Origin of the sequence: Collinsella sp. CLA-ER-H7 (assembly GCF_040092345.1) — a bacterium.
Lineage (GTDB): Bacteria > Actinomycetota > Coriobacteriia > Coriobacteriales > Coriobacteriaceae > Collinsella.
The window spans coordinates 12568-36262 of record NZ_JBBNLT010000018.1; the positions used below are offsets into that span (position 1 = coordinate 12568).

At 58.3% G+C, this 23695-nt stretch carries 18 protein-coding genes and 1 tRNA gene; 11 read left to right on the plus strand and 8 right to left on the minus strand.

Translation table 11 applies throughout. The features are described from left to right. Positions 1-85 precede the first annotated feature (85 nt). The 4 genes from AAAX75_RS09420 to AAAX75_RS09435 all read right to left on the minus strand — a co-directional run bounded on the left by AAAX75_RS09420 (position 86) and on the right by AAAX75_RS09435 (position 4832). Positions 86-160 (minus strand) — tRNA-Gln (locus AAAX75_RS09420). A gap of 38 nt (positions 161-198) precedes the next feature. Beyond that, entirely contained in the window at positions 199-1104 is a 906-nt protein-coding gene (locus tag AAAX75_RS09425; protein ID WP_022094145.1) for a peptidoglycan-binding protein, read from the minus strand. Between the two features lie 138 nt (positions 1105-1242). Continuing rightward, positions 1243-2256 (minus strand): polyprenyl synthetase family protein, encoded by a 1014-nt coding sequence (locus tag AAAX75_RS09430; RefSeq protein WP_260699342.1) that lies wholly within the window; start codon positions 2254-2256, stop codon positions 1243-1245. 125 nt (positions 2257-2381) lie between these two features. Continuing rightward, positions 2382-4832, minus strand: a complete 2451-nt coding sequence (locus AAAX75_RS09435) for a PTS transporter subunit EIIC (protein ID WP_349091983.1) — start codon at positions 4830-4832, stop codon at positions 2382-2384. 229 nt (positions 4833-5061) lie between these two features. On the opposite strand from AAAX75_RS09435, the gene AAAX75_RS09440 reads away from it, so the two are divergent. The 5 genes from AAAX75_RS09440 (at position 5062) to ugpC (ending at position 10453) form a co-directional block, all read left to right on the plus strand. Next, positions 5062-5781: a GntR family transcriptional regulator gene (locus AAAX75_RS09440; protein ID WP_035137765.1), complete on the plus strand. Its 720-nt coding sequence runs from the start codon at positions 5062-5064 to the stop codon at positions 5779-5781. Positions 5782-6087: 306 nt separating this feature from the next. After that, on the plus strand, positions 6088-7404 hold the full coding sequence (locus tag AAAX75_RS09445; RefSeq protein WP_006235863.1) for an ABC transporter substrate-binding protein: 1317 nt from the start codon (positions 6088-6090) through the stop codon (positions 7402-7404). 87 nt (positions 7405-7491) lie between these two features. Further along, on the plus strand, positions 7492-8346 hold the full coding sequence (locus AAAX75_RS09450) for a sugar ABC transporter permease (RefSeq protein WP_006235864.1): 855 nt from the start codon (positions 7492-7494) through the stop codon (positions 8344-8346). Beyond that, positions 8346-9185 (plus strand): carbohydrate ABC transporter permease, encoded by an 840-nt coding sequence (locus tag AAAX75_RS09455; RefSeq protein ID WP_022095055.1) that lies wholly within the window; start codon positions 8346-8348, stop codon positions 9183-9185. The genes AAAX75_RS09450 and AAAX75_RS09455 overlap by 1 nt, the downstream gene beginning before the upstream one ends. A 68-nt stretch (positions 9186-9253) precedes the next feature. Next, positions 9254-10453, plus strand: coding sequence for a sn-glycerol-3-phosphate ABC transporter ATP-binding protein UgpC (gene ugpC / locus AAAX75_RS09460; RefSeq protein ID WP_349091985.1), 1200 nt, complete (start codon positions 9254-9256; stop codon positions 10451-10453). Between the two features lie 457 nt (positions 10454-10910). On the opposite strand, the gene glgP is transcribed toward ugpC, so the two are convergent. The 3 genes from glgP to galE all read right to left on the minus strand — a co-directional run bounded on the left by glgP (position 10911) and on the right by galE (position 16094). Continuing rightward, complete coding sequence (gene glgP, locus AAAX75_RS09465; RefSeq protein WP_349091986.1) at positions 10911-13178, minus strand: glycogen/starch/alpha-glucan family phosphorylase; 2268 nt, start codon at positions 13176-13178, stop codon at positions 10911-10913. Between the two features lie 128 nt (positions 13179-13306). Beyond that, positions 13307-14824 carry a 4-alpha-glucanotransferase gene (malQ, locus tag AAAX75_RS09470; protein WP_349091988.1) on the minus strand — a complete coding sequence of 506 codons (1518 nt, stop codon included), beginning with the start codon at positions 14822-14824 and terminating at the stop codon, positions 13307-13309. A gap of 208 nt (positions 14825-15032) precedes the next feature. Further along, positions 15033-16094 (minus strand): UDP-glucose 4-epimerase GalE, encoded by a 1062-nt coding sequence (gene galE / locus AAAX75_RS09475; protein WP_006235870.1) that lies wholly within the window; start codon positions 16092-16094, stop codon positions 15033-15035. A gap of 266 nt (positions 16095-16360) precedes the next feature. On the opposite strand from galE, the gene AAAX75_RS09480 reads away from it, so the two are divergent. Further along, positions 16361-17566, plus strand: a complete 1206-nt coding sequence (locus AAAX75_RS09480; protein WP_006235871.1) for a hypothetical protein — start codon at positions 16361-16363, stop codon at positions 17564-17566. Positions 17567-17784: 218 nt separating this feature from the next. Here the strand turns inward: AAAX75_RS09480 and murB are convergent, their stop codons facing one another. Next, positions 17785-18747, minus strand: a complete 963-nt coding sequence (gene murB, locus AAAX75_RS09485; protein WP_349088208.1) for a UDP-N-acetylmuramate dehydrogenase — start codon at positions 18745-18747, stop codon at positions 17785-17787. A 183-nt stretch (positions 18748-18930) separates the two neighbouring features. On the opposite strand from murB, the gene AAAX75_RS09490 reads away from it, so the two are divergent. From AAAX75_RS09490 to AAAX75_RS09510, 5 genes are all read left to right on the plus strand, one after another. Beyond that, entirely contained in the window at positions 18931-19959 is a 1029-nt protein-coding gene (locus AAAX75_RS09490) for a LacI family DNA-binding transcriptional regulator (protein ID WP_118260376.1), read from the plus strand. Positions 19960-20207: 248 nt separating this feature from the next. Next, positions 20208-20696 carry a hypothetical protein gene (locus AAAX75_RS09495; RefSeq protein WP_196022645.1) on the plus strand — a complete coding sequence of 163 codons (489 nt, stop codon included), beginning with the start codon at positions 20208-20210 and terminating at the stop codon, positions 20694-20696. A 38-nt stretch (positions 20697-20734) separates the two neighbouring features. After that, positions 20735-21502 (plus strand): GntR family transcriptional regulator, encoded by a 768-nt coding sequence (locus AAAX75_RS09500; RefSeq protein ID WP_349091990.1) that lies wholly within the window; start codon positions 20735-20737, stop codon positions 21500-21502. Then, positions 21487-22200, plus strand: a complete 714-nt coding sequence (locus AAAX75_RS09505) for a GntR family transcriptional regulator (RefSeq protein WP_349091991.1) — start codon at positions 21487-21489, stop codon at positions 22198-22200. Before AAAX75_RS09500 ends, AAAX75_RS09505 begins: the two co-directional genes overlap by 16 nt. Before the next feature lie 192 nt (positions 22201-22392). Continuing rightward, on the plus strand, positions 22393-23508 hold the full coding sequence (locus AAAX75_RS09510; RefSeq protein WP_196022648.1) for an SIS domain-containing protein: 1116 nt from the start codon (positions 22393-22395) through the stop codon (positions 23506-23508). Positions 23509-23695: the final 187 nt, after the last annotated feature.

Genomic DNA, 23695 nt, shown 5'->3' on the forward strand with positions numbered 1-23695 from the left:
CGCACCCTTGCGGGTTCTCGAATCCCTCCGCTTGCCCACAAGAAAGCGCCCTGGGCCGTTATGGGCTCAGGGCGCTCAATTTTAATGGCTGGGACGGAGGGATTCGAACCCCCAACAGCCGGCACCAAAAACCGGAGTTCTACCGTTGAACTACGTCCCAATGTGTGGTGTTGCCCAAAAGCAACTCGTTTAGTTTACCTAATCTGCGAGGGCATCGCAAACGCCATCGAGCAGGCGTACGGCGAGTGTCTGCGCGTCGCTGGCCGTGAAGGTGCCGTTGTAGCGCGTCATGCCCGTGAGCTCAATGCGAATGCGAGCCGGCTTCTGCTGCGCGGCGACATTGGCGGTGCGGATGCGCTGGGCCAGGTTGTGGCACTCGGCGAGGGCAATCGTGGCGCGCGGTGCGGCGTCGGCGGGCAGCTCGTCGCTTGCGATTTCGAGCACCAGGTCAACGTCGGTTGGGACCTCGGAGTCACAGAGCATCATGCCGCTGTTGTCGGTCGTTGCCGTGGCGATATTCCACATGCGCGACGCAACGCTGCGTGCGATGGGGTCCTCGCCGATAACGGCAATCTGGAAGCGCTCGAGCACGTTGGCGGCGCGAGCAAAACCGATACGGGACTCGGCTTCGGTGACCGAGGGCTTGCCCTCCCACACATGGTGCAGGCGGTTGATGTAGGCGTAGGTGTCCTGGAAGGCCATGCCGTCGGCAAACAGGCCGACATTTTCCTGGAACTGCTGCAGGGCGGCCTCGGTATGCGGACCAAAGTAGCCGTCGTCTTCGCCACAGGCAAAGCCCAAAACGTTGAGAGCGCGCTGCAGGGCCTGCACATCGGCGCCATGGAAATTGGGCATGCGCAGATAGAGAGTGCGGTCGCCCAGCTTATACGAAGCGTCTACAAGGGCGCTCCAGCAGGGGATATCGACGGCATGACCGGCAGCAAGGCCGCTGTCGAGCCTGAAGGTGCTGACGGCCTGCTCAGTGGTGGCTCCAAAGTACTTGTCGGTGACTTCGGCGGCATCAATCGTGTAGCCGAGCTGCAGGAGACGAGACTGCACGTCTTCGACGGCTGCTCCTTGCATGCCCGTTGTAATAGGTTCCATGAACGAACCCCTTTCGGCGTACCATTCGTACTATTTGAGCGTCTGTCGGATAGACAACGCAAAGGGATGCATAAACATTCACTCAACAGTGTAGCAAGTTGTGCCTAAATACGCTGCTGACAGGTTTTATAACCCCCGTTAGTTAAGGCGCTCCACAAAGAAATCTGCCATGGAGAGGAACAGCTCGCGTGCGTGCGGATCAAGCTCAACGTTCTCGATGGCCGCTTTGGCCTTAGCGGTCAGGTCGAGCGCGTAAGTGTGGGCGTAATCGATGGAGCCGGTCTCCTGGAAGATCTCCACGGCGCGTGCGAGCTGCGCGGGATCATCGGTGCCCGAGGAAAGAATCGCCTCGACCTCGTCGTGGTGGCGCTCATCAGAGAGGGCGTGTACGGCGACAAGCGTGCGCTTGCCCTCGGTGATGTCGGTGCGGAAGTCCTTGTTGGCGGCTTCCTTAGTGCCGACAAGGTTGAGCAGGTCGTCCTGAATCTGAAAGGCAAGGCCCGTGTGCAGGCCAAAGGCGCGCAGCGCTTCGATTTGCTCATCGCTGCCGCCGCCGATAATGGCTCCGGCGGCAAGCGGCGTGGCTCCGCTGTAAAACGCGGTCTTGTGCGTCGCCATGTCCAGGTAGTCATCAACCGAGATATCAAAGCGCCCGTCACGGACCCAACCCAGGTCGAGCGCTTGACCCTCGATGGTGCGGACGATCATCTCGGTAAGCTCGTGGAGCACACGCAGCTTCACGTCGGACTCCAGCGTGGGGTCGTCGAGAACCGTCTTGGTGACCATGGTGAGCGCCAGGTCGCCACAATTGATGGCAAGGCCCGTGCCCTCGGTAAGGTGCATGCAGGGTTTGCCTCGACGAAGCTGTCCGTTGTCGGCGATGTCGTCGTGGATCAGCGCGCCCGACTGGAAATGCTCGATAGCTGCCGCGGCGCTGCGGGCGCTCTCAAAGCTACCGCCCACTGCGGTTGCGGCGAGCATGCAGATAAGCGGGCGGTGGCGCTTGCCGGCGTTGGCCGTAAAAGCCGAGAGCGGCGCGTACAGGTAGCGCTCGATATCGGCAGAGGTCGCCTGTCCGTCAAAGAACGTGGCCAGATAGTCGTTAATCTGGTCAAAGTGCTGGGCTAAAAAGCTGGTAAACGGACTGGACACGGGTTCTCGCATTCTTTCTGAGGTTGCATTGGTGCAATATGCAGACAACATATTGCCACATCAGGGCGTTTGGCGCGGCAGTTTTGGCGATTTAGGACAACAGGCGTGCGTTTGATGGAGCGCGCCTAAATCAGCCTAAAATGCTCGAGCGCCGCAACGACACCGTCATGATCGACGGTGTCGGTCACGTAATCGGCCTTATCCTTGAGATAGTCCGGCGCGTTGCCCATCGCAATGCCGACATCGACGGCGTTCATCAGTGAGACGTCATTGCTGGCGTCGCCAATGCCGTATACGGTTCCGTGGTGGGGGTCGAGGGCGTCGAGTACAGACTGGATGCCCCCGCGCTTCGTGCATTCGCGGGGCGAGATTTCGGTTACCTCGAGTTCGAGCTCATTAAAGCACAGCAGCGGCTCAAGTGCCTTATCTTGAGCGATGTGGTTGGCGAGCGATGTAGACATCAAGATCTTGTAGACACTGTAATGTTGCAGCTGCGTGACTGCGTCGCCCAGGGTGCGCGCGTATCCGGGAGCATCGGGCGCATCGGCACTCATGCGCACGACGCCGTTGAGGCCCTCAAAGCGGATGACCTCGCCCGATTGCTCAAGGTAGGGGGCAAGACGCTGCAGCATACTGGGCGTCATCGACAGATCGCGAATTGCGTGTCCGTTGATCTCGGCGTAACCGCCCGCAAGACAGACGATGCCGGTCCAAGGCAGCTCAAGAAGTTTGGGGTGGATGCAGCTCAGGGTGCGTCCCGTGCAGATAAAGGCCATGTTGCCGTTGGCGACAAACTCGCGGATTGCCTGCGAAACCGCCTCGTTGGGATAGGGGGAGAGGTCCCGCTCGTCTTCGGGAAGGTCTTGGGCGAGCCTGGGGTCTTGCCAGGCGAGCGTTCCGTCGATATCGAAGAAGCAAATAGCGCCGCGCTTATGGGCTGCGCTGGCGGCAGGGGAGGCCGAGGTGGTGGGCACAAATTCCGGCTCGAGGCCCATGATCTGGTCAAAATGCTCTTTAACGCGGGGAACGGAGATGCCGATGACCACCTGGGCGGTCTTGCCCGTAATGATGAGGCCCTTGGCGCCCACCGCGACAAACGACGCGTTATCTGCAACGATGGAAGGGTCTGCGACCTCGACGCGCAGGCGCGTGGCGCAGTTGGTTGCGCCCACGATATTGCCAACGCCACCTAAAAGCTGAATTACCCGCTCAGCGAGGACGTGATCTTGATCGGATCGACTATCGACCTCGTCATTGGGGGATTGCTCTTTGGCAAAGTCGCTTCCCGTTAAACAATCGATTGCCGCGCGATTGGCAACATGATCCTCGCGGCCCGGTGTCTTAAGGTCATAGACCAAGATGAGTGCTCGAAAACTAACAAAAAAGATGAGGCTAAAGGCAAGGCCGATACCGAGCGCCAAAAGATAGGCACCGGCATGCGTGCGCATGAGCGGAATAAAGTTGAAGGCTGCCATCTCCATCAGGCCGCCCGAGAAGATGCCGACGATGCCAAAGAGATTCATGGTTGTGGCAAGGCAAGACGATAAGACGGCGTAGAGCAAAAAGAGCCCGGGGTGGGTGAACATAAAGAGAAACTCGAGTGGCTCGGTAACGCCGCAAACCACCGAGGCGATGATGGCGGGAACAAGGATGACCCTGAGGCCGGCGCGGCGCTCGGGTTTTGCGGTGGAGTAGAACGCAGCTGCGATGGCAGGAAGGCCAAAGAGCTTGACCCAGCCGGTGGCGGTAAAACCGGCCCACGGCGCAAGCTCATTAAGGGGGCGCGTGCTATGGGAGAGGATGGGGAGCAAACTGCTCCACGTGGCGTAGATGCCGTCGTTAATGACCAGGTTGTCGTAGTAGATCGGCATGTAGAGCAGGTGGTGCAGGCCAAAGGGCTCGAGTGCTCGTTCTAAAAAGACAAAGATGCCCACGCCAAAGGGACCGACGCCTGCAAGCGCGTGACGCAGCGTATCGGTTACATCGTATACGTAGGGCACGATGGCGGCCGAGATAGCAGCAAGGGCAAACACGGCAAAAAAGCTGATGAGGTAGACCAGCGAGGAACCCGAGAAGGTGCCGAGCCAATCGGGAACCTTGGCATCGTAGAAGCGGTCATGGATGGCAACGACGGTTGCCGATACCGCCAGCGGGCCGATAATGCCGGTGTCGAGCGTCTTGATGCCGTCGATGACGGTGATACCGCTGGCGGAGGTCAAAGATGACGGGTACTCAAGTCCAAGGTTGTCTCCGCTCAGCTTAATGATCTCGCTCAAAAAGAAGCAGTAGGCAAAATAGGCGACGAGAGCCTCGAGGCAGCAACGAGCCGGTTGTTTTTGGGCAAGACCGATGGGCAGCGCTACGGCAAAAAGGAGCGGGAGGCGTTTAAAGACCGTCCACGAGCCGCGCTGGATGATAGCCCAGAAAACGTACCAAGGGGTTCCGTATACGGCGAGATCGCCGACGATGTCCGCAGTCGTTGCGAGAGCGGAGACGCCGACCATGAGGCCTGATATAGAAAACAGCATGGCGGGCGCGAACATTGCCCCGCCAAAGCGTTGGATTTTTTGCAGCATGTTCTGCCTTCCGAATATCGAGGCGCGTTGCGCGTGGGGAAACGTTTAAACAATGGATTCATTGTAGAGGACCAGACGATTGTCGTACCGGCAGTTTTGAGCGAAACCGATTTGGGCATGACAAAAACCGTCAACGGTTAAATCCTGTCGCTTTACCGATATTCGGTTTAAACAACTTTAAGAAATGCTATCGTGCCTAGCCGGAAATGAATAATGTAGAGGTGAAACAATGCCAAAAGCGATATACGAAGGAATCTACCGAGAAATACGCTCGCGCATCATTAATGGGACCTATGCGTTTCAGGAGATGCTGCCAACCGAAGCCGAGCTGACCGCGGAGTTCGGATGCACTCGCAATACCGTCCGTCGCGCCTTGGGTATGCTGGCCGACGGGATGTTTGTGCAGCCCATACACGGCAAGGGCGTGCGCGTTATTTGGCTTAAGGGCGAAACCGACATGTTGGGCGCACTCGAAGAGGTTGAGTCGTTTGGCGAGTTTGCAAAGCGCAACAATGCCGTTGCATCGACGGACGTTAAGTCTTTCGAACATCTGGTTTGCACCGAGCAACTCTCTCGTCACCTGGGCTTTAAGGTGGGCGAGGAGTTGATTCGCGTAGTGCGTGTCCGAAGCCTCAACGGCAACGCGCGCCAAGTGGACCATGGCTATTTTTTGGCGTCGATCGCCAAGGGCCTGACTCCCGAGATCGCGGCAGATTCTATTTACGGCTATCTGGAGCACAAGCGCGGTGTCAAAGTGATGGCGAGCCGTCGTACGGTGAGTGTCGAGCTCGCCAACGATGAGGACTGCAGCTATCTTGACCTCGGCAAATACAACTGCGTTGCCGTCATGGAGAGTCAGTCGTACACCTCGGATGGCATCTTGTTTGAGGTGACGCACACTCGCACACACCCCGAGATCTTCCATTACCGCGTCAATTCCAAGCGATAGCCGGCTAGCTCGCAGCCTGACGAGACTCATGGCCTCAAAGAGAAAACGCCCGGTCAAACCGACGGTACATCGGCTTGACCGGGCGTTTTCTCTGCATTCGATAACAAATAATTGTTTATACAAAACTTGTCAAGTATCAAGTTGAAATTACCGTTCACCGAAGTTTTTCTACCGCTCTAGTAATACTTGTTCAAACAACTAGCCAAATAGCGTATCGTTCAAATCAGCAAAAGGGGCAAAGTCCCCGAGCCAATCTCCGAAGGCGGCGGCAAAGGGTGCCGCCACGGTGTGAAAGGGTGGATTGTAATGAAGAACGAAATGAGCAGAAGGCAGTTCCTGGGCTTTGCTGGTTCCGCGGCTGCAGTTCTTGGTCTGGGCCTCGTGGGTTGCGGTGGTTCTGCCGGCTCCGGCTCCTCTGCTTCTGGTGACGCTGCCGAGGTCTACTTCCTCCAATTCAAGCCCGAGGTCGACAAGGAGTGGAAGGAGATCGCCAAGGCCTATAAGAAGGAGAAGGGCGTCGAGGTCAAGATCGTGACCGCTGCCTCCAACACCTACGAGGAGAAGCTCAAGTCCGAGATGTCCAAGAGTTCCGCTCCGACCCTGTTCCAGGTCAACGGCCCCACCGGTCTTAAGAACTGGAAGGATTACTGCGCCGACCTGTCCGATACCAAGCTCCGCGGTGAGCTCATTGACGACTCCCTGGCTCTGCAGTCCGACGGCAAGGATGTGTGCATCGACTGGGTCCAGGAGAGCTTCGGCATCATCTACAACAAGCAGCTGCTCGAGAAGGCTGGCTACAAGGCCGAGGACATCAACTCCTTCGACAAGCTGAAGGCTTGTGCCGACGACATCCAGGCCCGCAAGGACGAGCTTGGTGTCGAGGGTGCCTTCACTTCCGCCGGCATGGACGACTCCTCCAGCTGGCGCTACACCACCCACCTTGCCAACATGCCGCTCTACTACGAGTTTGAGAAGGAGCACAACCAGGAGGACGACGAGATCAAGGGTGAGTTCCTCGACAACTACAAGCAGATCTTCGACCTGTACATCACCGACTCCACCTGCGATCCTTCGCAGCTTGCTTCCAAGACCGGCGACGACGCCACCAACGAGTTCGCAACCGGCAAGGCCGTCTTCTACCAGAACGGCTCTTGGGCCTACTCTGACCTCGTCAAGGCCGGCATGACCGACGATCAGATTGGCATGATGCCCATCTACATCGGTGTTGACGGCGAGGAGAACCAGGGCCTGTGCTCCGGCGGCGAGAACTACTGGTGCGTCAGTTCCCAGGCTTCCGAGGATGCCCAGAAGGCCACCGAGGACTTCATGTATTGGTGCGTCACCGCTGACACCCCGACCAGCATCATCGCCGACAAGATGGGTCTGACCGCTCCGTTCAAGAGCGCCAAGGAGACCACCAACGTCTTCTCGCAGCAGGCCGTTGCCATGGCCAAGGACGGCAAGAAGACCGTCGCTTGGGACTTCGTCTACATTCCCTCCGAGGAGTGGAAGAAGAACCTCAAGCAGGCTCTGATTGCCTACGCTGCCGATAACAGCAAGTGGGACGGCGTCAAGAACGCCTTCGTCGATGGCTGGAAGACCGAGAAGGCCGCTTCCGAGTAAGCAGTTGCTGCCCAAGCTATCTGATTAGCGACAGGGGGCGGGCAGACGTTGGTTTGCCCGCCCCCTGCATATTGAAAGGACCCTTTTATGGGCAAAGCACTCAAGCGCTGGTGGCCGCTCTTTATGCTGCCCACGTGCCTGGCGTTTATGATCGGGTTCGTGATCCCTTTTATCCAGGGCTTCTATCTCTCGTTCTGCCAGTTTATTATCATTAGTAACGCGCACTTTGTCGGTATCGAGAACTACGTGCGCGCGCTGTCCGATCCGCAGTTCTCCACGTCGTTCTTCTTTACCGTGGCGTTTGCCTTCCTGTCGACGGTGCTCATCAACGTGATCGCCCTGGCCATTGCGCAGGCGCTCACCCGCAAGGCGCTCAAAGGCACCAACATCTTCCGTACGATCTTCTTTATGCCTAACCTGATCGGCGGCATCGTGCTGGGCTACATTTGGCAGATTCTGATCAACTGCCTGCTCTCCAACGTGGGCGCCCAGCTCATCGCTCTTAACTCTGCTGCTGGCTTCTGGGGCCTTATCATCCTGACCCTGTGGCAGCAGGTCGGCTACATGATGATCATCTACATCGCTGGTCTGCAGTCCATTCCGTCCGACTACATCGAGGCCGCCAAGGTCGACGGCGCTACGGCATGGCAGACGTTTTGGAAGGTTAAGATCCCTAACCTGATGCCGACCATCACCATCTGCCTGTTCCTGTCCATCACCAACGGCTTTAAGCTGTTCGACCAGAACCTCGCCCTTACCGGCGGCGCCCCCGCGCACTCCACCGAGATGCTCGCCCTGAACATCTACAACACGTTCTATTCGCGTGCCGGTATCGCATGGCAGGGCATTGGTCAGGCCAAGGCGGTTATCTTCTGCATCCTGGTCGTGGCCATCTCCATGATCCAGCTTAAGGCCACGAGGTCCAAGGAGGTGCAGCAGTAATGAAACGCGATAAGGTTATCAACCGCGCGCTCTCGATTTTCTTTACGATCCTGTCGCTCGCGTGGATCTACCCCGTGTTCATGATTGCGCTTAATTCTTTTAAGAAAGCGACCGCAATCAGCACCACCACGGCATTCGATCTGCTCACGCCCGAGACGTTCAACGGCCTCGCAAACTACATGCACGCCCTTAACGAGCAGGGCTTTGCCTCGGCATTTATGTACTCGCTCATCATCACGGTCACGTCGGTCGTGCTGATCTTGGTGTGCTGCTCCATGTGCGCTTGGTACGTGGTTCGTGTCAACAACAAGATCTCGAACTTCTTCTATTACCTGTTCGTGTTCTCGATGGTCGTGCCCTTCCAGATGCTCATGTTCACGCTGTCCAATTTGGCGGACCGCATCGGCTTCAACACGCCGTTCAACATCTGCTTTATCTACCTCGGCTTTGGCGCGGGCCTGGCGGTCTTTATGTTCGCCGGTTTTGTAAAGAACATCCCGCTCGAGATCGAGGAGGCGGCCATGATTGATGGCTGCAACCCGGTCCAGGTGTTCTTTAAGATCGTCCTTCCCATCATGAAGCCCACCTATCTTTCGGTCGGCATCCTCGAGACCATGTGGGTCTGGAACGACTATCTGCTGCCCTACCTTACGCTCGACTCCACCAAGTACAAGACCATTCCTATCTTGATCCAGTACTTCCGCGGCGGCTACGGCCACGTCGAGCTCGGCCCCATGATGGCCTGCATCATGATGGTCGTTATCCCCATCGTTATCATGTACATCCTCTGTCAGAAGTACATCATCGACGGCGTGGTGGCAGGTGCCGTCAAGGGCTGATGCCGTAACTGTTTTGCAAGTTTCTGCGGCGCCCCTCAGCGCGGCGCCGCATATCGAAAGGTAGAGACATGGCCGAGATCGTTCTCAAACATGTTCAGAAGGTGTATCCCAACAACGAGTCAAAAAAGAAGGGCTTCTTTGGCAAAAAGAAGAAGACCGAGGAGAAGAAGCACAACCTCAAGGTTACCGAGGACGGTGTGCTCGCTGTAGAGGACTTCAACCTCACCGTTCACGACCAGGAGTTCGTCGTCCTCGTTGGCCCCTCTGGCTGCGGTAAGTCCACGACGATGCGCATGGTCGCCGGCCTGGAGGACATTACCTCGGGCGATGTGCTCATCGACGGCAAGCGTGTCAACGACGTGGCGCCCAAGGACCGCGACATCGCCATGGTGTTCCAGAGCTACGCTCTGTACCCCAATATGACGGTGTACGAGAACATGGCATTTACGCTCGAGCTCAAGAAGGTTCCCAAGGACGAGATCGACCGCAAGGTTCGCTCTGCTGCCGAGATTCTGGGCATTACCGAGTACCTCGACCGTAAGCCCAAGGCGCTCTCCGGCGGCCAGCGCCAGCGTGTCGCTATCGGCCGCGCCATCGTGCGTGACCCCAAGGTCTTCCTGATGGACGAGCCGCTGTCCAACCTGGACGCCAAGCTTCGTAACCAGATGCGTGCCGAGCTCATTAAGCTGCGCCACGAGATCAAGGGCACGTTCATTTATGTTACTCACGACCAGACCGAGGCTATGACCCTCGGTGACCGTATCGTGGTCATGAAGGACGGCGTTGTCCAGCAGATCGCCACGCCGCAGGAGGTCTTCAACCATCCCGCGAACATCTTCGTCGCCGGCTTCATCGGCGTGCCGCAGATGAACTTCTTCGATGCCCAGCTGGTGCGCTCGGGCAACGGCTTTACCGTCAAGACCGAGGATATGAACGTGGCGCTCGCCCCCGAGACTTGCGCTCAGCTTGCCCTCAACTGGGACGGCGGCGACGTGAAGGAGATTACGGCCGGCGTGCGTCCCGAGCAGATCCTGCTTGCCGACAAGGGCGAGGAGGGCGCGCTCCAGGGTACCGTCGAGGTGACCGAGCTCATGGGCTCGACCGAGCATGTCCACGTGACCGCTCCCGACGGCCAGTTTGTCCTGATTATCCCCGTCGTCGACTTCGAGGCCAAGGGCGCGCTCAAGGCTGGCGACACCATCTGGTTCAAGTTCGAGAAGAACGCGACCCACCTCTTCGATAAGGTCTCTGGCAAGAACCTTATCTAGGCCCGGTGCAACCAGGCCCTTCCTTTGGGCGACTGCGGTATTGCCATCCTTTTGCCGCGGTCACATATAAGGCTCCCCTCCCGTCCGCTGGGCGAGAGGGGGGCCTTTCTTTGTGTTGGGGCTGTCTGACCGGTCGTTTGTCTCGATCTGTAACAGGTAGGGCCGATTTCGGACGTTAGATGTTACAGATCGAGACGGTTCCGCTGAGCTAACCATTTCATCTAAATCTGTAACACCAAAGGTGAATTTCAGCTGCTAGATGTTACAGATCGAGATAAACCCAAGGGGAGGGGCCGGTATGTCTCAATCTGTAACAGCTGGGACCGTTTTTACCGAGTAGTTGTTACAGATCGAGATTGTTTGGCCGAGTTGGGTCGCAGGGTAACGTGCGGGCACAAAAAACGGAGCCGTGTTGCCACGACTCCGTTTCTCAAGAGGATGGGTAAGGGAAGCGAAATTAGCTCAGGTGCCAAATCTCGTCGTTGTACTGGGAGATCGTGCGGTCAGACGAGAAGGTGCCGGCGTTGGCGATATTGATGAGCGTCTTGCGCATCCAGGCGTCCTGGTCCTCGTAGTCGGCCAACACGCGCTCCTTGGTCTGGATGTACTCCTCGATGTCGAGCAGGGCCATAAACCAGTCCTTGCCCTTAATGTCATCGTGCAGGCGCTGCAGGCGCTCGACGTTGCCGGTCGCCATAAAGGTCGGGTTGGTGATGAAGTCCACCAGCAGTTTAATGCCGGGCTTGCGGTAGAGCACACCGGCGTCATAGGTGCCGTCGGCATAGAGCTGCTCGACCTGTTTGGACGAGGCACCAAAGGTATAGATATTCTCGTCGCCCACGAGCTCGGCAATCTCCACGTTGGCGCCGTCGAGCGTGCACAGGGTTAGGGCGCCGTTGAGCATGAACTTCATGTTGGAGGTGCCGCTCGCCTCCTTGGAGGCCAGGCTGATCTGCTCGGAGATATCAGCGGCGGGGATCACGCGCTCGGCGGCGGTGACGTTGTAGTTCTCGATCATGACGACCTGCAGGTAGGGAGCCACGTCGGGGTCGTTTGCAATCCACTGCGACAGCGTCAAGATCAGATGGATGATGTCCTGCGCGATAGTGTAGGCAGGCGCCGCTTTGCCGCCAAAGATGATGGTGACGGGGTGCTTAGGTCTGTTGCCGTTCTTGATATCGAGGTACTTCCAGATGATGTAGAGCGCGAGCATCTGCTGGCGCTTGTACTCGTGGATGCGCTTGACCTGGACATCGATGATGGCGTTGGAGGGAATGGTCACGCCCTGCTCGAGCGCCATGAACTGGCGCATGATGGCTTTGGCCTCGACCTTGGTGGCGGCCAGGCGCTCAAGAACGTCCTTGTCGTCAGCGAACTTGGCGAGTTTGCTCAGATCGCCGGTGCTGCGCCAGTCGGTGCCGATCACATCGTCGAGCAGGCTGGCGAGCGCGGGGTTGGCCCCATGGATCCAGCGGCGGAAGGTGATGCCGTTGGTCTTGTTGGAGAACTTCTTGGGATAGATCTCGTAGAACGGATGAAGCTCGGTGTCCTCCAGGATCTTGGTGTGGAGGGCGGCTACGCCGTTGATGGAGAAGCCAAAGTGGATGTCCATGTGAGCCATGTGGACGGTGTCGTGCTCGTCGATGATGGCGACGCGCGGGTCATCGTGCTCGGCTTTCGCGATCTCATCGAGCTTGACGATAATGTCGGCGATGGCAGGGGAGACCTTCTGCAGGCTGGCGAGCGGCCACTTCTCGAGCGCCTCGGCAAGAATCGTGTGGTTAGTGTAGGCGACCATGGATCGTACGATGGTCACGGCCTCGTCAAACTCGATGCCATGCTCGGTGGTGAGCAAGCGAATGAGCTCGGGGATGACCATGGTGGGGTGCGTGTCGTTGATCTGGACAACGGCGTAGTCGGCCAGATCGTGCAGGTTGCTGCCGCGCTCGATGGCCTCGTCGATCAGGAGCTGGGCGGCGTTGCTTACCATGAAGTATTCCTGGTAGATGCGAAGTAGGCGGCCCTGCTCGTCGGAATCGTCGGGGTAGAGGAACAAGGTGAGGTTCTTGGCGATCTCGGTCTTGTCGAAGTCGATGGAGCTGCCGGGGACCAGGCCGTCGTCGACGCTTGCCAGGTCGAACAGGCGCAGGCGGTTCTTGGTGGGCTGGCCGTAACCGGGCACATCGATGTTGACGAGCTTGGAAGTAACGGCAAAATCGCCGAACTCGACGGTGTAGGAGCGGTCATCGTCGACTAGGATGTCCTGCTCACCGAGCCACTCGTCGGGGACGGCCTTCTGCTGGTTGTCGACAAAGCGCTGACGGAACAGACCGTAGTGATAGTTGAGGCCCACGCCATCGCCGGTCAAGCCCAGCGTGGCGATGGAATCCAGGAAGCACGCGGCCAGGCGGCCCAGGCCGCCGTTGCCGAGCGACGGCTCGACCTCGAACTCCTCGATCTTGTTGAGGTCGTGGCCTGCGGCGGTGAGCTGGTCCTTAACCTCGTCGTAGATGCCAAGGTCGATCATGTTGTTGATGAGCAGCTTGCCGATCAAAAATTCGGCGGAAATGTAATAGAGCTTTTTCTTGCCGTTGTTGAGCGGGCAGGCGGCGGAGCGCTCCTGCACGAGTTTGACCAGCAGCTTGTAAATGCGACGGTCGTCGAGCTGCTCGAGCGAGGTGCCAAAAGACTGCTCGGCGAGTTCCATGAGGTTAATTTGGGGCATGTTTTCTCCTGTGATGGGTTGTTTCATGTCTGCAATTCATAAGAAGCCCGCGCGAGGGGATTGGGGTGGCCTCGCGCGGGAAAAGCAAGCGCGTCCGCACGGTGGGGAGGGGTTGGGCGCGGTAGCTCCTATTGAGGAAGCTCGATTTCGGCTTCCGACGGGATGCGGAAGTAGGTCTCGGTCCAGTCGGTGAGTTTGTGCTCGAGCTCGCGGGTGATGGCGCCGTCGAGCATGCGCCAGGTCCAGTTGCCGCCCAGTGTGGCAGGGGTGTTGATGCGCGCCTCGTTGCCCAAGTTGAGCAGGTCCTGCATGGTGTAGATGCACGTGTCGCTCACGCTGGCGGCGATGGTGCGGTTGAGTGCATCTGCCATGGGTTCGCCGGCCTGCTGATGGGTGTACAGGGCTGCCTGCTCGCGCTGACGGGGGGTGGCCGTTCCCTCAAACCAACCGCGCGCCGTCTCGTTGTCGTGGGTGCCCACATAGGCGACGGTGTTGGGGATGTAGTTATGCGGCAGGTAGTACGAGTTGGTGCCCTCAAAGGCAAACTGCAGGATCTTCATGCCGGGGAAGCCCGAGTTGTCGCGCATGTCGATGACGCCGGGGGTGAGGAAGCCCAGGTCCTCGGCGATGATGGGCAGCGTGCCGAGCTTTTCCTCGAGCGTCTTGAAGAACTTGAGGCCGGGACCCTGCGTCCACGAACCGTAGGACGAATCGGGCGAGGAGAACGGCACCTCCCAATAGGCCTCGAAGCCGCGGAAGTGATCCAGGCGGATGACGTCGTACATGTCGAGGGCGGCGCGAATGCGGCCCTCCCACCAGGAGAAGCCGTCGGACTCCATGGCGTCCCAGTCGTAGATGGGGTTGCCCCAGTACTGGCCGGTGGCCGAGAACTGGTCGGGCGGCGTGCCGGCGACGCTCACGGGATTGCCGGCGGCGTCGATCTTAAAGAGCTCAGGCGTCGCCCACATCTCGACGGAGTCACGCGAGACATAGATGGGCAGGTCGCCGATGATGAGAATGTCGCGCTCGTTGGCATAGGCCTTGAGGCGGCTCCACTGGCGATCGAAGAAGTACTGCGTCATCTGGTGGTAGAGCATACGCGCCGGATGGTCGGCGCAGACCTTGGCGGAAGCCTCGCCGCGGGTGCGGAGCTCCGCGGGCCACTCCCAAAACGCCTTGAGACCGCACTCCTCTTTGACGGTCATGAACTCACAGTAGGGGATGAGCCAGTCCTCGTTGGCCTGGATAAAGTCATCGAAATCGGCCGGCTTGTCGGCAGCAAAGCGCTCAGCGGCGCGGTCGAGAATCTGACGGCGGCCGCCAAAGATAGCACCGTAGTCGACATTGCTGGGGTCGGATCCCAGATACACGCCATCGATATCGCGCTGCTCCAGATACCCTGCCTCGATAAGCTCGGCAAAGTCGATAAAGTTGGGGTTGCCTGCGCGGGCCGAGAACGACTGATAGGGCGAATCGCCATAGCTGGTCGTCGTAAGGGGCAGAATCTGCCAGTAATGTTGTTTGCACGAGGCGAGAAAATCGACGAAGTCGTAGGCATTCCAACCAAAGCCGCCGATTCCGTATGGTCCGGGCAGAGATGAGACGGGCATGAGGACGCCGCTTGCACGCTCCATGAATGCGCTCACCAACCTTCTTGTTGTGGGGTCGGCCTGCCGATGGGTGTGCAGTCCGCCTCCGATGTTCTGATTCGATACGCCTATTGTAAAACATGTTGTTTAAACATGTACAGGCAAGATAAAAAAGTTGGTCGATTTGCGGCGAATGGTTACATGCCATGAAAAAGCCCCGACCTCACAGCGTGAGATCGGGGCAAGAGCGGTATGTAGGTTTTTGCTACTCGGCGTCGGCGAAGCCGTTGGGGTTGTGGCTCTGCCAGTTCCAGCTATCGCGGCACATGTCCGCGATGTCGTACTGGGCCTTCCAGCCCATCATGCGCTCGGCCTTGGAGGCATCGCACCAGTTGGCAGCGATGTCGCCGGCGCGGCGCTCGCGGATCACGTAGGGCAGCTCCTTGCCACAAGCCTTGGAGAAGGCGGCGACGACCTCGAGTACCGAGGTGCCGGTGCCGGTGCCCAAGTTAAAGATCTCGACGCCGGTCTTGCCGTTCATCCAGTTGAGGGCGGCCACGTGACCAGATGCCAGATCGCACACGTGGATGTAATCGCGCACGCCGGTGCCGTCGGGGGTGGGGTAGTCGTTGCCAAAGACCTGAACGGCTTCGAGCTTGCCCACGGCGACCTGGGCGACATAGGGCACCAGGTTGTTGGGGATGCCCTTGGGATCCTCGCCGATCAGGCCCGACGGATGGGCGCCGATGGGGTTGAAGTAACGGAGTAGCACGACGTCCCACTCGGGGTCGGCGGTGTGGACGTCCATAAGGATCTGCTCGATCATCCACTTGGTCCAACCATAGGGGTTGGTCGCGGGCTTCTTAGGATCCTCCTCGGTGACGGGCGGGTTGTCCGGGTCGCCGTAGACGGTCGAGGAACTCGAGAAGATGATGGACTTGCAGCCATGGTTGCGCATGACGTCGATGAGCACCAGGGTGTTCTCGATGTTGTTGTGGTAGTACTCGACGGGCTTGCTCACCGACTCGCCGACGGCCTTAAAACCGGCGAAGTGGATGACGCGGTCGATCTGATGGGTATCGAAGATCTTGTTCATTGCATCGCGGTCGAGCACGTTGGCCTCGTAGAAGGTGAGGTTCTTGGCGGCCTCGTCGCCCACGATGGTCTTGACGCGGTCGACGGCGACGGCGCTGGAGTTGGAGAGATCATCGACGATGACGACCTGGTAGCCACCCTCGAGCAGCTGAACGACGGTGTGCGAGCCGATAAAGCCGGCGCCACCGGTAACGAGGACGCAGGTGTCTTTGGGGTCGAGTGCTTTGGACATGTAGTCTCCTATCGAATCAGGAACACTTCTTCAGGGGAGTATAGCGCAGGCAGGGACGCCCAAATCGTGCGCTGTAGGAAAAGCAGAGGATTGTGCTAACGTACTCATAGAAGAGCTTGCGTACGCATAACCTGATCTTTGACATTTGCTTACGAGCCGCTGACCTTGTAGTTTCCTGCCGTTCGTGGAAATCGTTGGGACGCGCCATATGTACGCTAATATGTATGAGTTGAGCGACATATAAATAAGCATGTAACGGAGTACATATGTCACCAAACAGCGATTCCATCCTTTCCCAGGAGCTCTCGCGCCGCACTGCCCTCAAGGCCCTGTTCGGCGCCGCTTCTGCGGCAGTTCTTTTTGGCCTGCCCGCTCGCGCCCATGCGGCGGAGGCTTCCAAAGAAACCACCGATAAACTGAATGCCGCCCAGGCCCAGCTCGACGAGGTTCAGGCCCAGCTCGACAGCATCGCAAATGAGTATGCGGCGCTGGCCAACAAGAATGCCCAGACCCTCAACGACATCGAGAATGTCCAGGGCAAGATTGACGACACGCAGGCCCAGATCGATGAAAAGAAGGCCGAGCTCAAGAAGAAGCGCAACGACCTTTCCGATCGCGTGGCCGCCAGCTACAAGTCCGGCGGCACGAACATCCTGTCGCTGCTGCTGGCCTCTGGCTCGTTTGAGGAACTCGTCGCCAACGCGCATTACGTTGAGAAGATCAACAAGAGCGACCGCGACGCCATCGAGGACATTCAGACCATCCAGGAAGAGCTCGATGCGCAAAAGACCGAGCTCGAGTCGCAGAAGGCCGACTTAGAGAAGCTCAAGGACCAGCAGACTGCCCAGATGCAGGACATGCAGGCCAAGCAGCAAGAAGTCCAGACCGTGCTGAACGGTCTTTCCGACGACGTCAAGGAGCTCATGGCTCAGCGCGATTCCGAGATCCTCGCTGCCGCCCAGGCTGAGGAGGCCGCTAGGAAGGCTGCCGCTGCCGCGGCTGCCGCGAACAAGAACAATTCCTACTCGGGTGGTTCGAGCTCGGGTGGTGGATCGTACGCGCCCGGAACTCCGCAGCAGAATGCCGGCTCGGGCAAGCAGCAGGCTGTCGTCAACGCGTGCTACTCCACGCCTTCGCCGGGTCAGAACTGGTGCGCGGCGTGGGTCACCAATGTCTTCCGTAACGCCGGCGTTGGCTACTTTGGAGGCAATGCGTGCGACATGTTTAACGCCTGGTGCTATAGCTCCGACCGCTCGGCGCTGCAGGTGGGCATGATCGTGGCCGATTCCTCGCACAGCGGCACGGGTGCTCCGGGCCTTATCTACGGTCATGTGGGTATCTACGTTGGCGGCGGCATCGTTATGAGCAACGAGGGTGCCATTACATCGAAGTCGCTCGATTCGTTCATTAGCTTTTATGGTACTGGCTCTGGCGTGCGCTGGGGCTGGCTTGGCGGTATTGCACTGTCGTAACGGCGGTTTGGTCCGGGACAGTCCGAGAGGCATAAGGTTGCCTGCTCGGGCAGTCCTGCTCGCACGGAGAGCACATTAAGTGCTCTCCGGCTCGTGCGGAACTCGCGATCAACCTTATGCCTCTCGGACTGTCCCGGCCCTCTCGGGTCCTGAGCGCGACACACCGGACTGGGTTATCTGAATAAATATGGCGAAGGCCCCTTTCGGGGCCTTCTTTTTTATAAAAATTCGCCGACTCGGTGGACTTCGGGTTCTAGGTCTACGTTGAATTGGTCTTTGACGGTTGCCTGGATGTGGCGGATGAGTTCGTCGACATCGGCGGCGGTGGCGTGGTCGGCGTTGACGATGAAGCCGCAGTGCTTCTCGCTCACCTGCGCGCCGCCAACGGCGTGTCCTCGCAGGCCGGCATCCATGATGAGTTTGCCGGCAAAGTAACCCTCGGGGCGCTTGAAAGTGGAGCCGGCGCTCGGCATGTCGAGCGGCTGCTTGTCCTCGCGGCGCTGGCGGTAGTCGTCCATGTCGGCCTTGATCATCGCGGCGTTGCCCGGGGCGAGATTGAAGGTGGCCGAAAGCACGATAAAGCCGTCATCGGCGATGCGGCTCTTTCGATAACCCAGGTTGAGCTCGTCGACATCGAACTCGATGATATTGCCGCTGCCGCGGGTGCCGTCGTCGAGCTGGCGAGCGGGTTTGTAGACGCGCACGGACTCCAGCACATCGGCCATGCAGGCACCGTAGGCACCGGCGTTCATGTAGCAGGCGCCGCCGACCGATCCGGGGATGCCCGAGATGGGCTCCATGCCGGTGAGACCGGCCTCGGCTGCCGCGGCTGCGACATCGGAAAGCAGCGCGCCGGCTGCCGCCGTGACGTGCGTGCCGTCGATCGTAATGTCGGAGAGGCCTTCGCCCAGCGCCACGACGACGCCGCGGATGCCCTTGTCGCCGACGAGTAGGTCGGAGCCGTTGCCCACGATGGTGAGGGGCAGATCGCAGCGATAGCAGGTATCGAGCGTGGCGACGAGGCCCTGCTCGGTATCGGGCGTGACAAAGACGTCGGCCGGGCCGCCGATCTTAAACGTGGTGTGCTCGCGCATGGGCTCGCTCATCAGTACGTTGTCCTCGCCGGCAACGCCAGCAAGCGCGCACAGCAGGTCCTCGTTAAAAAAGTCGTTCTCGTGCATACGAATATCCGCCTTTTGGTGGTCGTTGTCATCAATCGATTGCAATATACCCCATCCGGACGGATTTGGTGCGCTGGCGGCGATAAAACAGCCGTCTACCGGATTGGTAAAGTGTTTATCACCGAGGTAGAGGGGTAGTCGCTATACTTTCAAGAGATTGCGCGTAAACCCGGAAGGAGCGAGATGGCCAACAAAGTCACCCTCAAGCAGATCGCCCAGGAGGTGGGGCTTTCCCCCTCGTCGGTCTCGCTTGTGCTCAATAATCGGCCCTGTCGCATCTCGGAAGAAAACCGCAAGCTCATCAAAGAGGTCGCGGCGCGCAACCACTATGTTCCCAACCAGATCGCGCGCAGCCTGGTCATGCGCGAGTCGCGCACCCTGGGCCTTATCGTCCCTAACATCGAGAGCCGCTTTTTTGCCTCGCTCGCCGGTAGCCTGGAAAAGCGCTGCCGCGAGGACGGCTATGCGCTCTTCATTACCAGCTCGGGCGGAAGCGCCGATGACGATCTGGAGCTGCTGCGCCAGCTGGTGACGCGCGGCGTTGATGGCGTCTTCCTGGTCGTGGGCGACGAGTTCTCCGACGACCGCGCCCTGCGCGAAGAAGTCAGCCACCTGCCCATCCCGGCCGTAATGGTCGACCGTGCCATTGAGGGACTCGAGTGCGACAAGGTGATGTTCGACCACGAGATGGGCGGCTACATGGCCACCCGCTATCTGATCGAGCAAGGCCACCGCCGTATTGCTTGCCTGGTTAACGCACGCCGCTCCAATACGGGTCGCAAACGACTTGCCGGCTATGAGCGCGCACTGCGCGAGGTTGGCCTGCCTATCGACGCGCGTTTGGAGTTTGAGAGCGAGTACTACATTCCAAGTGCATACGAGGCCTCGGAGGCGGTGCTCGCAACTGATGCCACCGCTGTGTTCGCAAGTTCGGATAACATTGCCCTCGGTCTGCTCAAGCGCTTGCACGAGATGGGGAAGAGCATCCCGGGCGATATCTCGGTGGTGAGCTATGACAACTCGGCGGCCGACGTTCTCTTTGAGCCGGCGCTGACCGCGATTGAGCAGGATCCTGGTGTCCTCGCGGAGCATGCTTTTGGCTGCATGTCCAAGCGTCTTGCCGGTAGGGGCGGTAGACGTGCCGAAGAAGTCGTTCTGGAGCCGGCGCTTATCGTGAAGGGCAGCGTGCTCGATCTTACCGAATGTAGCTAAGCGTACTTGTTTGTTTGCATAGATTGCATGCGGAGTGTCCGCTATTTGCCGGCGGGGCCGGGGTGCCTGCCTTGTTTTGAGAAGTTCGCGGAGCCCACTTCTCAAAACAAAGCAGGCATCCCGGCCCTCGTCCGTGAACTTTTCCGCTGGGCGAGCCATAGACGCCGCGTACCGATAGGGTAAGGCAGCGGCTTGAAATTGGTGCTATATTCAGCTTGAGTTGTTTAATGCTAGTACGGGAGGCTGATATGGGGCTGTTCAAGAAGAAAAACCCGCAGGATGCCTTTGATCCCGATGTGTTTACCATCACGGATACGATTTTGGACCCGCCGCGGTTTACGTTTTTGCCGGCTATCTACCAGGATGCCACGCGCCGCAAGTGGGCCGTGCATCAGCGCGGTGCAGAGCCTAAGATTTTTGACTATGCGGACGTGTTGCAGTGCGAAGTGGCCGAGGCGGGCGATCCGGAGGCCGAGGAAGTGGCCTCAAAACAGGAATTTGCCCAGCGTATCCTGGTAAATCCTGCCAAGGCGGCGAAAATAAACGCTGCCAAGCGTAATATGTGTCTTGGTATGGGCGTTGTTGTGGCGGTTCAGACGGGAAAAGACGAAGTTTCCAAATTAGAGATTCCCGTTATGACCGACGAAGTCAAACGCGATTCAAGTCTATATAAGTCGTATCGGAATGTCGCCGAGAAGATCAAGGCCGAATTTGATGCCATGGGAGGGCTGGCCTAATTATGGCGGCATACGTTTCTGAATGAGGAGTCTGTGCAATGGCAGGCGAATCTTATGCAATTCCCCCCAAAGATCGTGCTGTTGAGGGAATTCTTTGGTATATCCAGCACCACCAGCTTGCCGTCGGCGATCGACTGCCGGCCGAGCGTGTGCTGTGCGAAGAGATCGGCGTTTCGCGTACGGCGTTGCGCGCCGGTATCACGCGGCTCATCTCGTGTGGAACGCTCGAGAGCCGTCGCGGATCGGGTACGTATGTGTGTCCTCCCAAGCCGCTGAATATCTTCCAGGAAACGTATAACTTTTCCGATGCTGTGCGGACTGCCGGCCTGCACCCCTCTTCTCGTCTGGTTTCCACCGGGACCATCGAGGCGGATGAGGCGCTTGCCGACAAGCTTGGGGTGGCTGTGGGCGCTCCTTTACTCCGCATGCAGCGCATTCGACTTATAGAGGGCGAGCCGGCGTCAATCGAGACCGCTCACGTTAACCTGTCCCTGTGCCCCGCGCTTCCCGAGCACGATTTTGAGTGTGAGAGTCTTTACGATGTCTTGCTCAAAGAAGGTGGCGTGCGTGTTGAGCATGGACGTGAGCATATCTCCATCTCGCGTTTGAACGCCGAAGAGGCCGAGCTGCTCCAGCAAGAAGAGGGAACGCCGGTGTTCTATGAGAGCTCGATCGAATTTGATAAGGACATGCGCTTTGTGGAGCATTGCAAATCGGTGATTTTGCCCACAAAGTTCCGCTTTGCCGATAACGGCGAAGAGAACGGCATGAGGAGCGTGGCAGGTGAACAATGGCTGAAACAGTAGATGCCACCCCGGTTTATATGCGCATTCGACGCCGCATCGAGGAACGTATCGAGCGCGGTATATATCCCACGGGTTCCATGATTCCGTCCGAAAAAGACCTTGCCGAGGAATTTGGTACGACACGCTTGACCATCCGAAGCGCTGTCGATGAGCTGGTTCGGCGCGGGCAGATTCGCCGTGTTCGGGGAAAAGGTGCCTTTGTGGCGCAGAAAGTACCTGCTTTTTTTGAACGCACGGTCGGTTTCCGTGAATCGGTCCGTGCTTCGGGCGGCGAGCCGTCCGTCCGTATTCTCGCGCGTTCCAAGCGTTATGCGGGGCCATATTACGCCGACCTGTTTGGCATCGCCGAGGACGACCTGCTCTATTCCGTTCGACGCCTGAACTGCATAAACGGTAGCCCCGTATCGATTGAGACGGCGCTGATTCCCTGCCTGCTGTTCCCAACCATCGAAGATATTGACGTGTCGGTCTTCAGTTTGTACGAGACCTATGAGATGCTGGGCCGAAAGCCAGTCATGGCACAGGAAAAGCTCGATATCGAAGCGCTGGGCGCACGAGATGCCGGCCTCCTTGGACTGGGACAGGGCGATCTTGTTTTGCTTTTGGAATGCGTGAGCTATGACGCGAGCGGTCAGGCTATCGAGTATGTAAAGTCCTTCAATCGTGGCGATACGGGCGGCTACACCTATACGTACTAGCTGGTATTTTGTGAATAACGGCTGGGAAACTAACCAGTTTTGATCGTTGGGTCAGCTGTATATACAACCTTACAGGGCTCAAAATCGACCGTTCGCCGATGGGGATAAATTAATCGACAAAGAGGTATCAAAAAGCCGTAACCTGTAACTGTGATTGGTATCAAATACTAATGATTGTTACGAGGTGAGACGATGAAGATGCTCGATTACGTTCAGCTTGCCCATGTGCGTATGGGGGAGAACCTCGAGCGTTCGTCTGAGCTGGTAGCGCAGCTCGTTGATATTTTCCAGTCCGGTTCTTTTGACGCGCTGCGCATCGTTGCTTCGGGTTCGTCGCGCCATGCCGCCGATTGCGCCCGCGATTACCTGCAAGATGCCCTGCAAATGCAGGTGTCCGTTGTGACGCCCGAGGCCTTCGTCGATTTTGAACACACCTATCCGCAGCATGTGCTCAACATTGCCGTTTCGCAGAGTGGCTATTCGACCAATACGATTGCGGCGCTCGATTACATGCGCGCACACGATATGGCTGCAGTTGCGCTCACGGCAAACGTCGAGGCACCCATCAAGGAACACGCTGACATCGTTCTTGACTACGGTGTGGGCGTCGAGTCGGTGGACTTTGTGACTCTGGGCGTCGAGGTGCTCGTTGAGTACCTGGTGCTCTTTGGTATTTACGGCGGTCAGGCGCGCGGAACGATTGACGCCAAGGGCGTTGCCCAGCGTCTTGACGACCTGCGTGAGGCTATCCAGGCCAATGCCGTGATGTGCAAGACCGCCGAGGCATATGTCCAAGACCACATGCTCGAGCTTTCTGAGCACACGCCCGCCATGGTCGTCGGCAACGGCCCCAACTATGGCGTTGCCGAAGAGGCGGCCCTCAAGCTGAGCGAGACCATCAAGATTCCTGCCATGCATCACGAAGGCGAGGAGTTCGTCCACGGTCCCGAGATGCAGATCGTTCCGGGCTATCTGGTGTTTATCGTCGACGATCCGCAGGGGTCGGAGCGTCTTGCGAATATCGCTGATGCGCTATCGAACGTTACGACAAAAACGGTGCTGCTCACGGCCCATCCCAAGGGTAGGGCTCACGAGGTTGCGGTGCCTCAGGTGGCTCCGCTGCTCAGCGCAATTCCCAATCTTGTGTTCTTCCAGACGATTGCGGCCATGATAGCCGAGCGTCTGAAGTCATGGGACGTGCACCCGTATCTTGATGCCGTCTCCAAGCAAATGGAGGTCAAGGCAGAGGGCTACGAAGAGTCAGTCAATGCGCTTAAGGCCAAAGCGGCCGAGTGTTACGGAATGTAAGCGGGTTTTGATGCCCGTTGGCATGGGGGATGTGGAAACAACCCCAGAAAGGAGAGACAAATGAAGGAAACCGAGAAGATCGAGATCATGCATTTCGACCAGGAGGGCTATCTCGAGGACGGCAAGGCGCTCTACGAGACCGGCAAGAAGATGACCGCGCTCGCCGACAAGGTCGCCGACGAGGGCT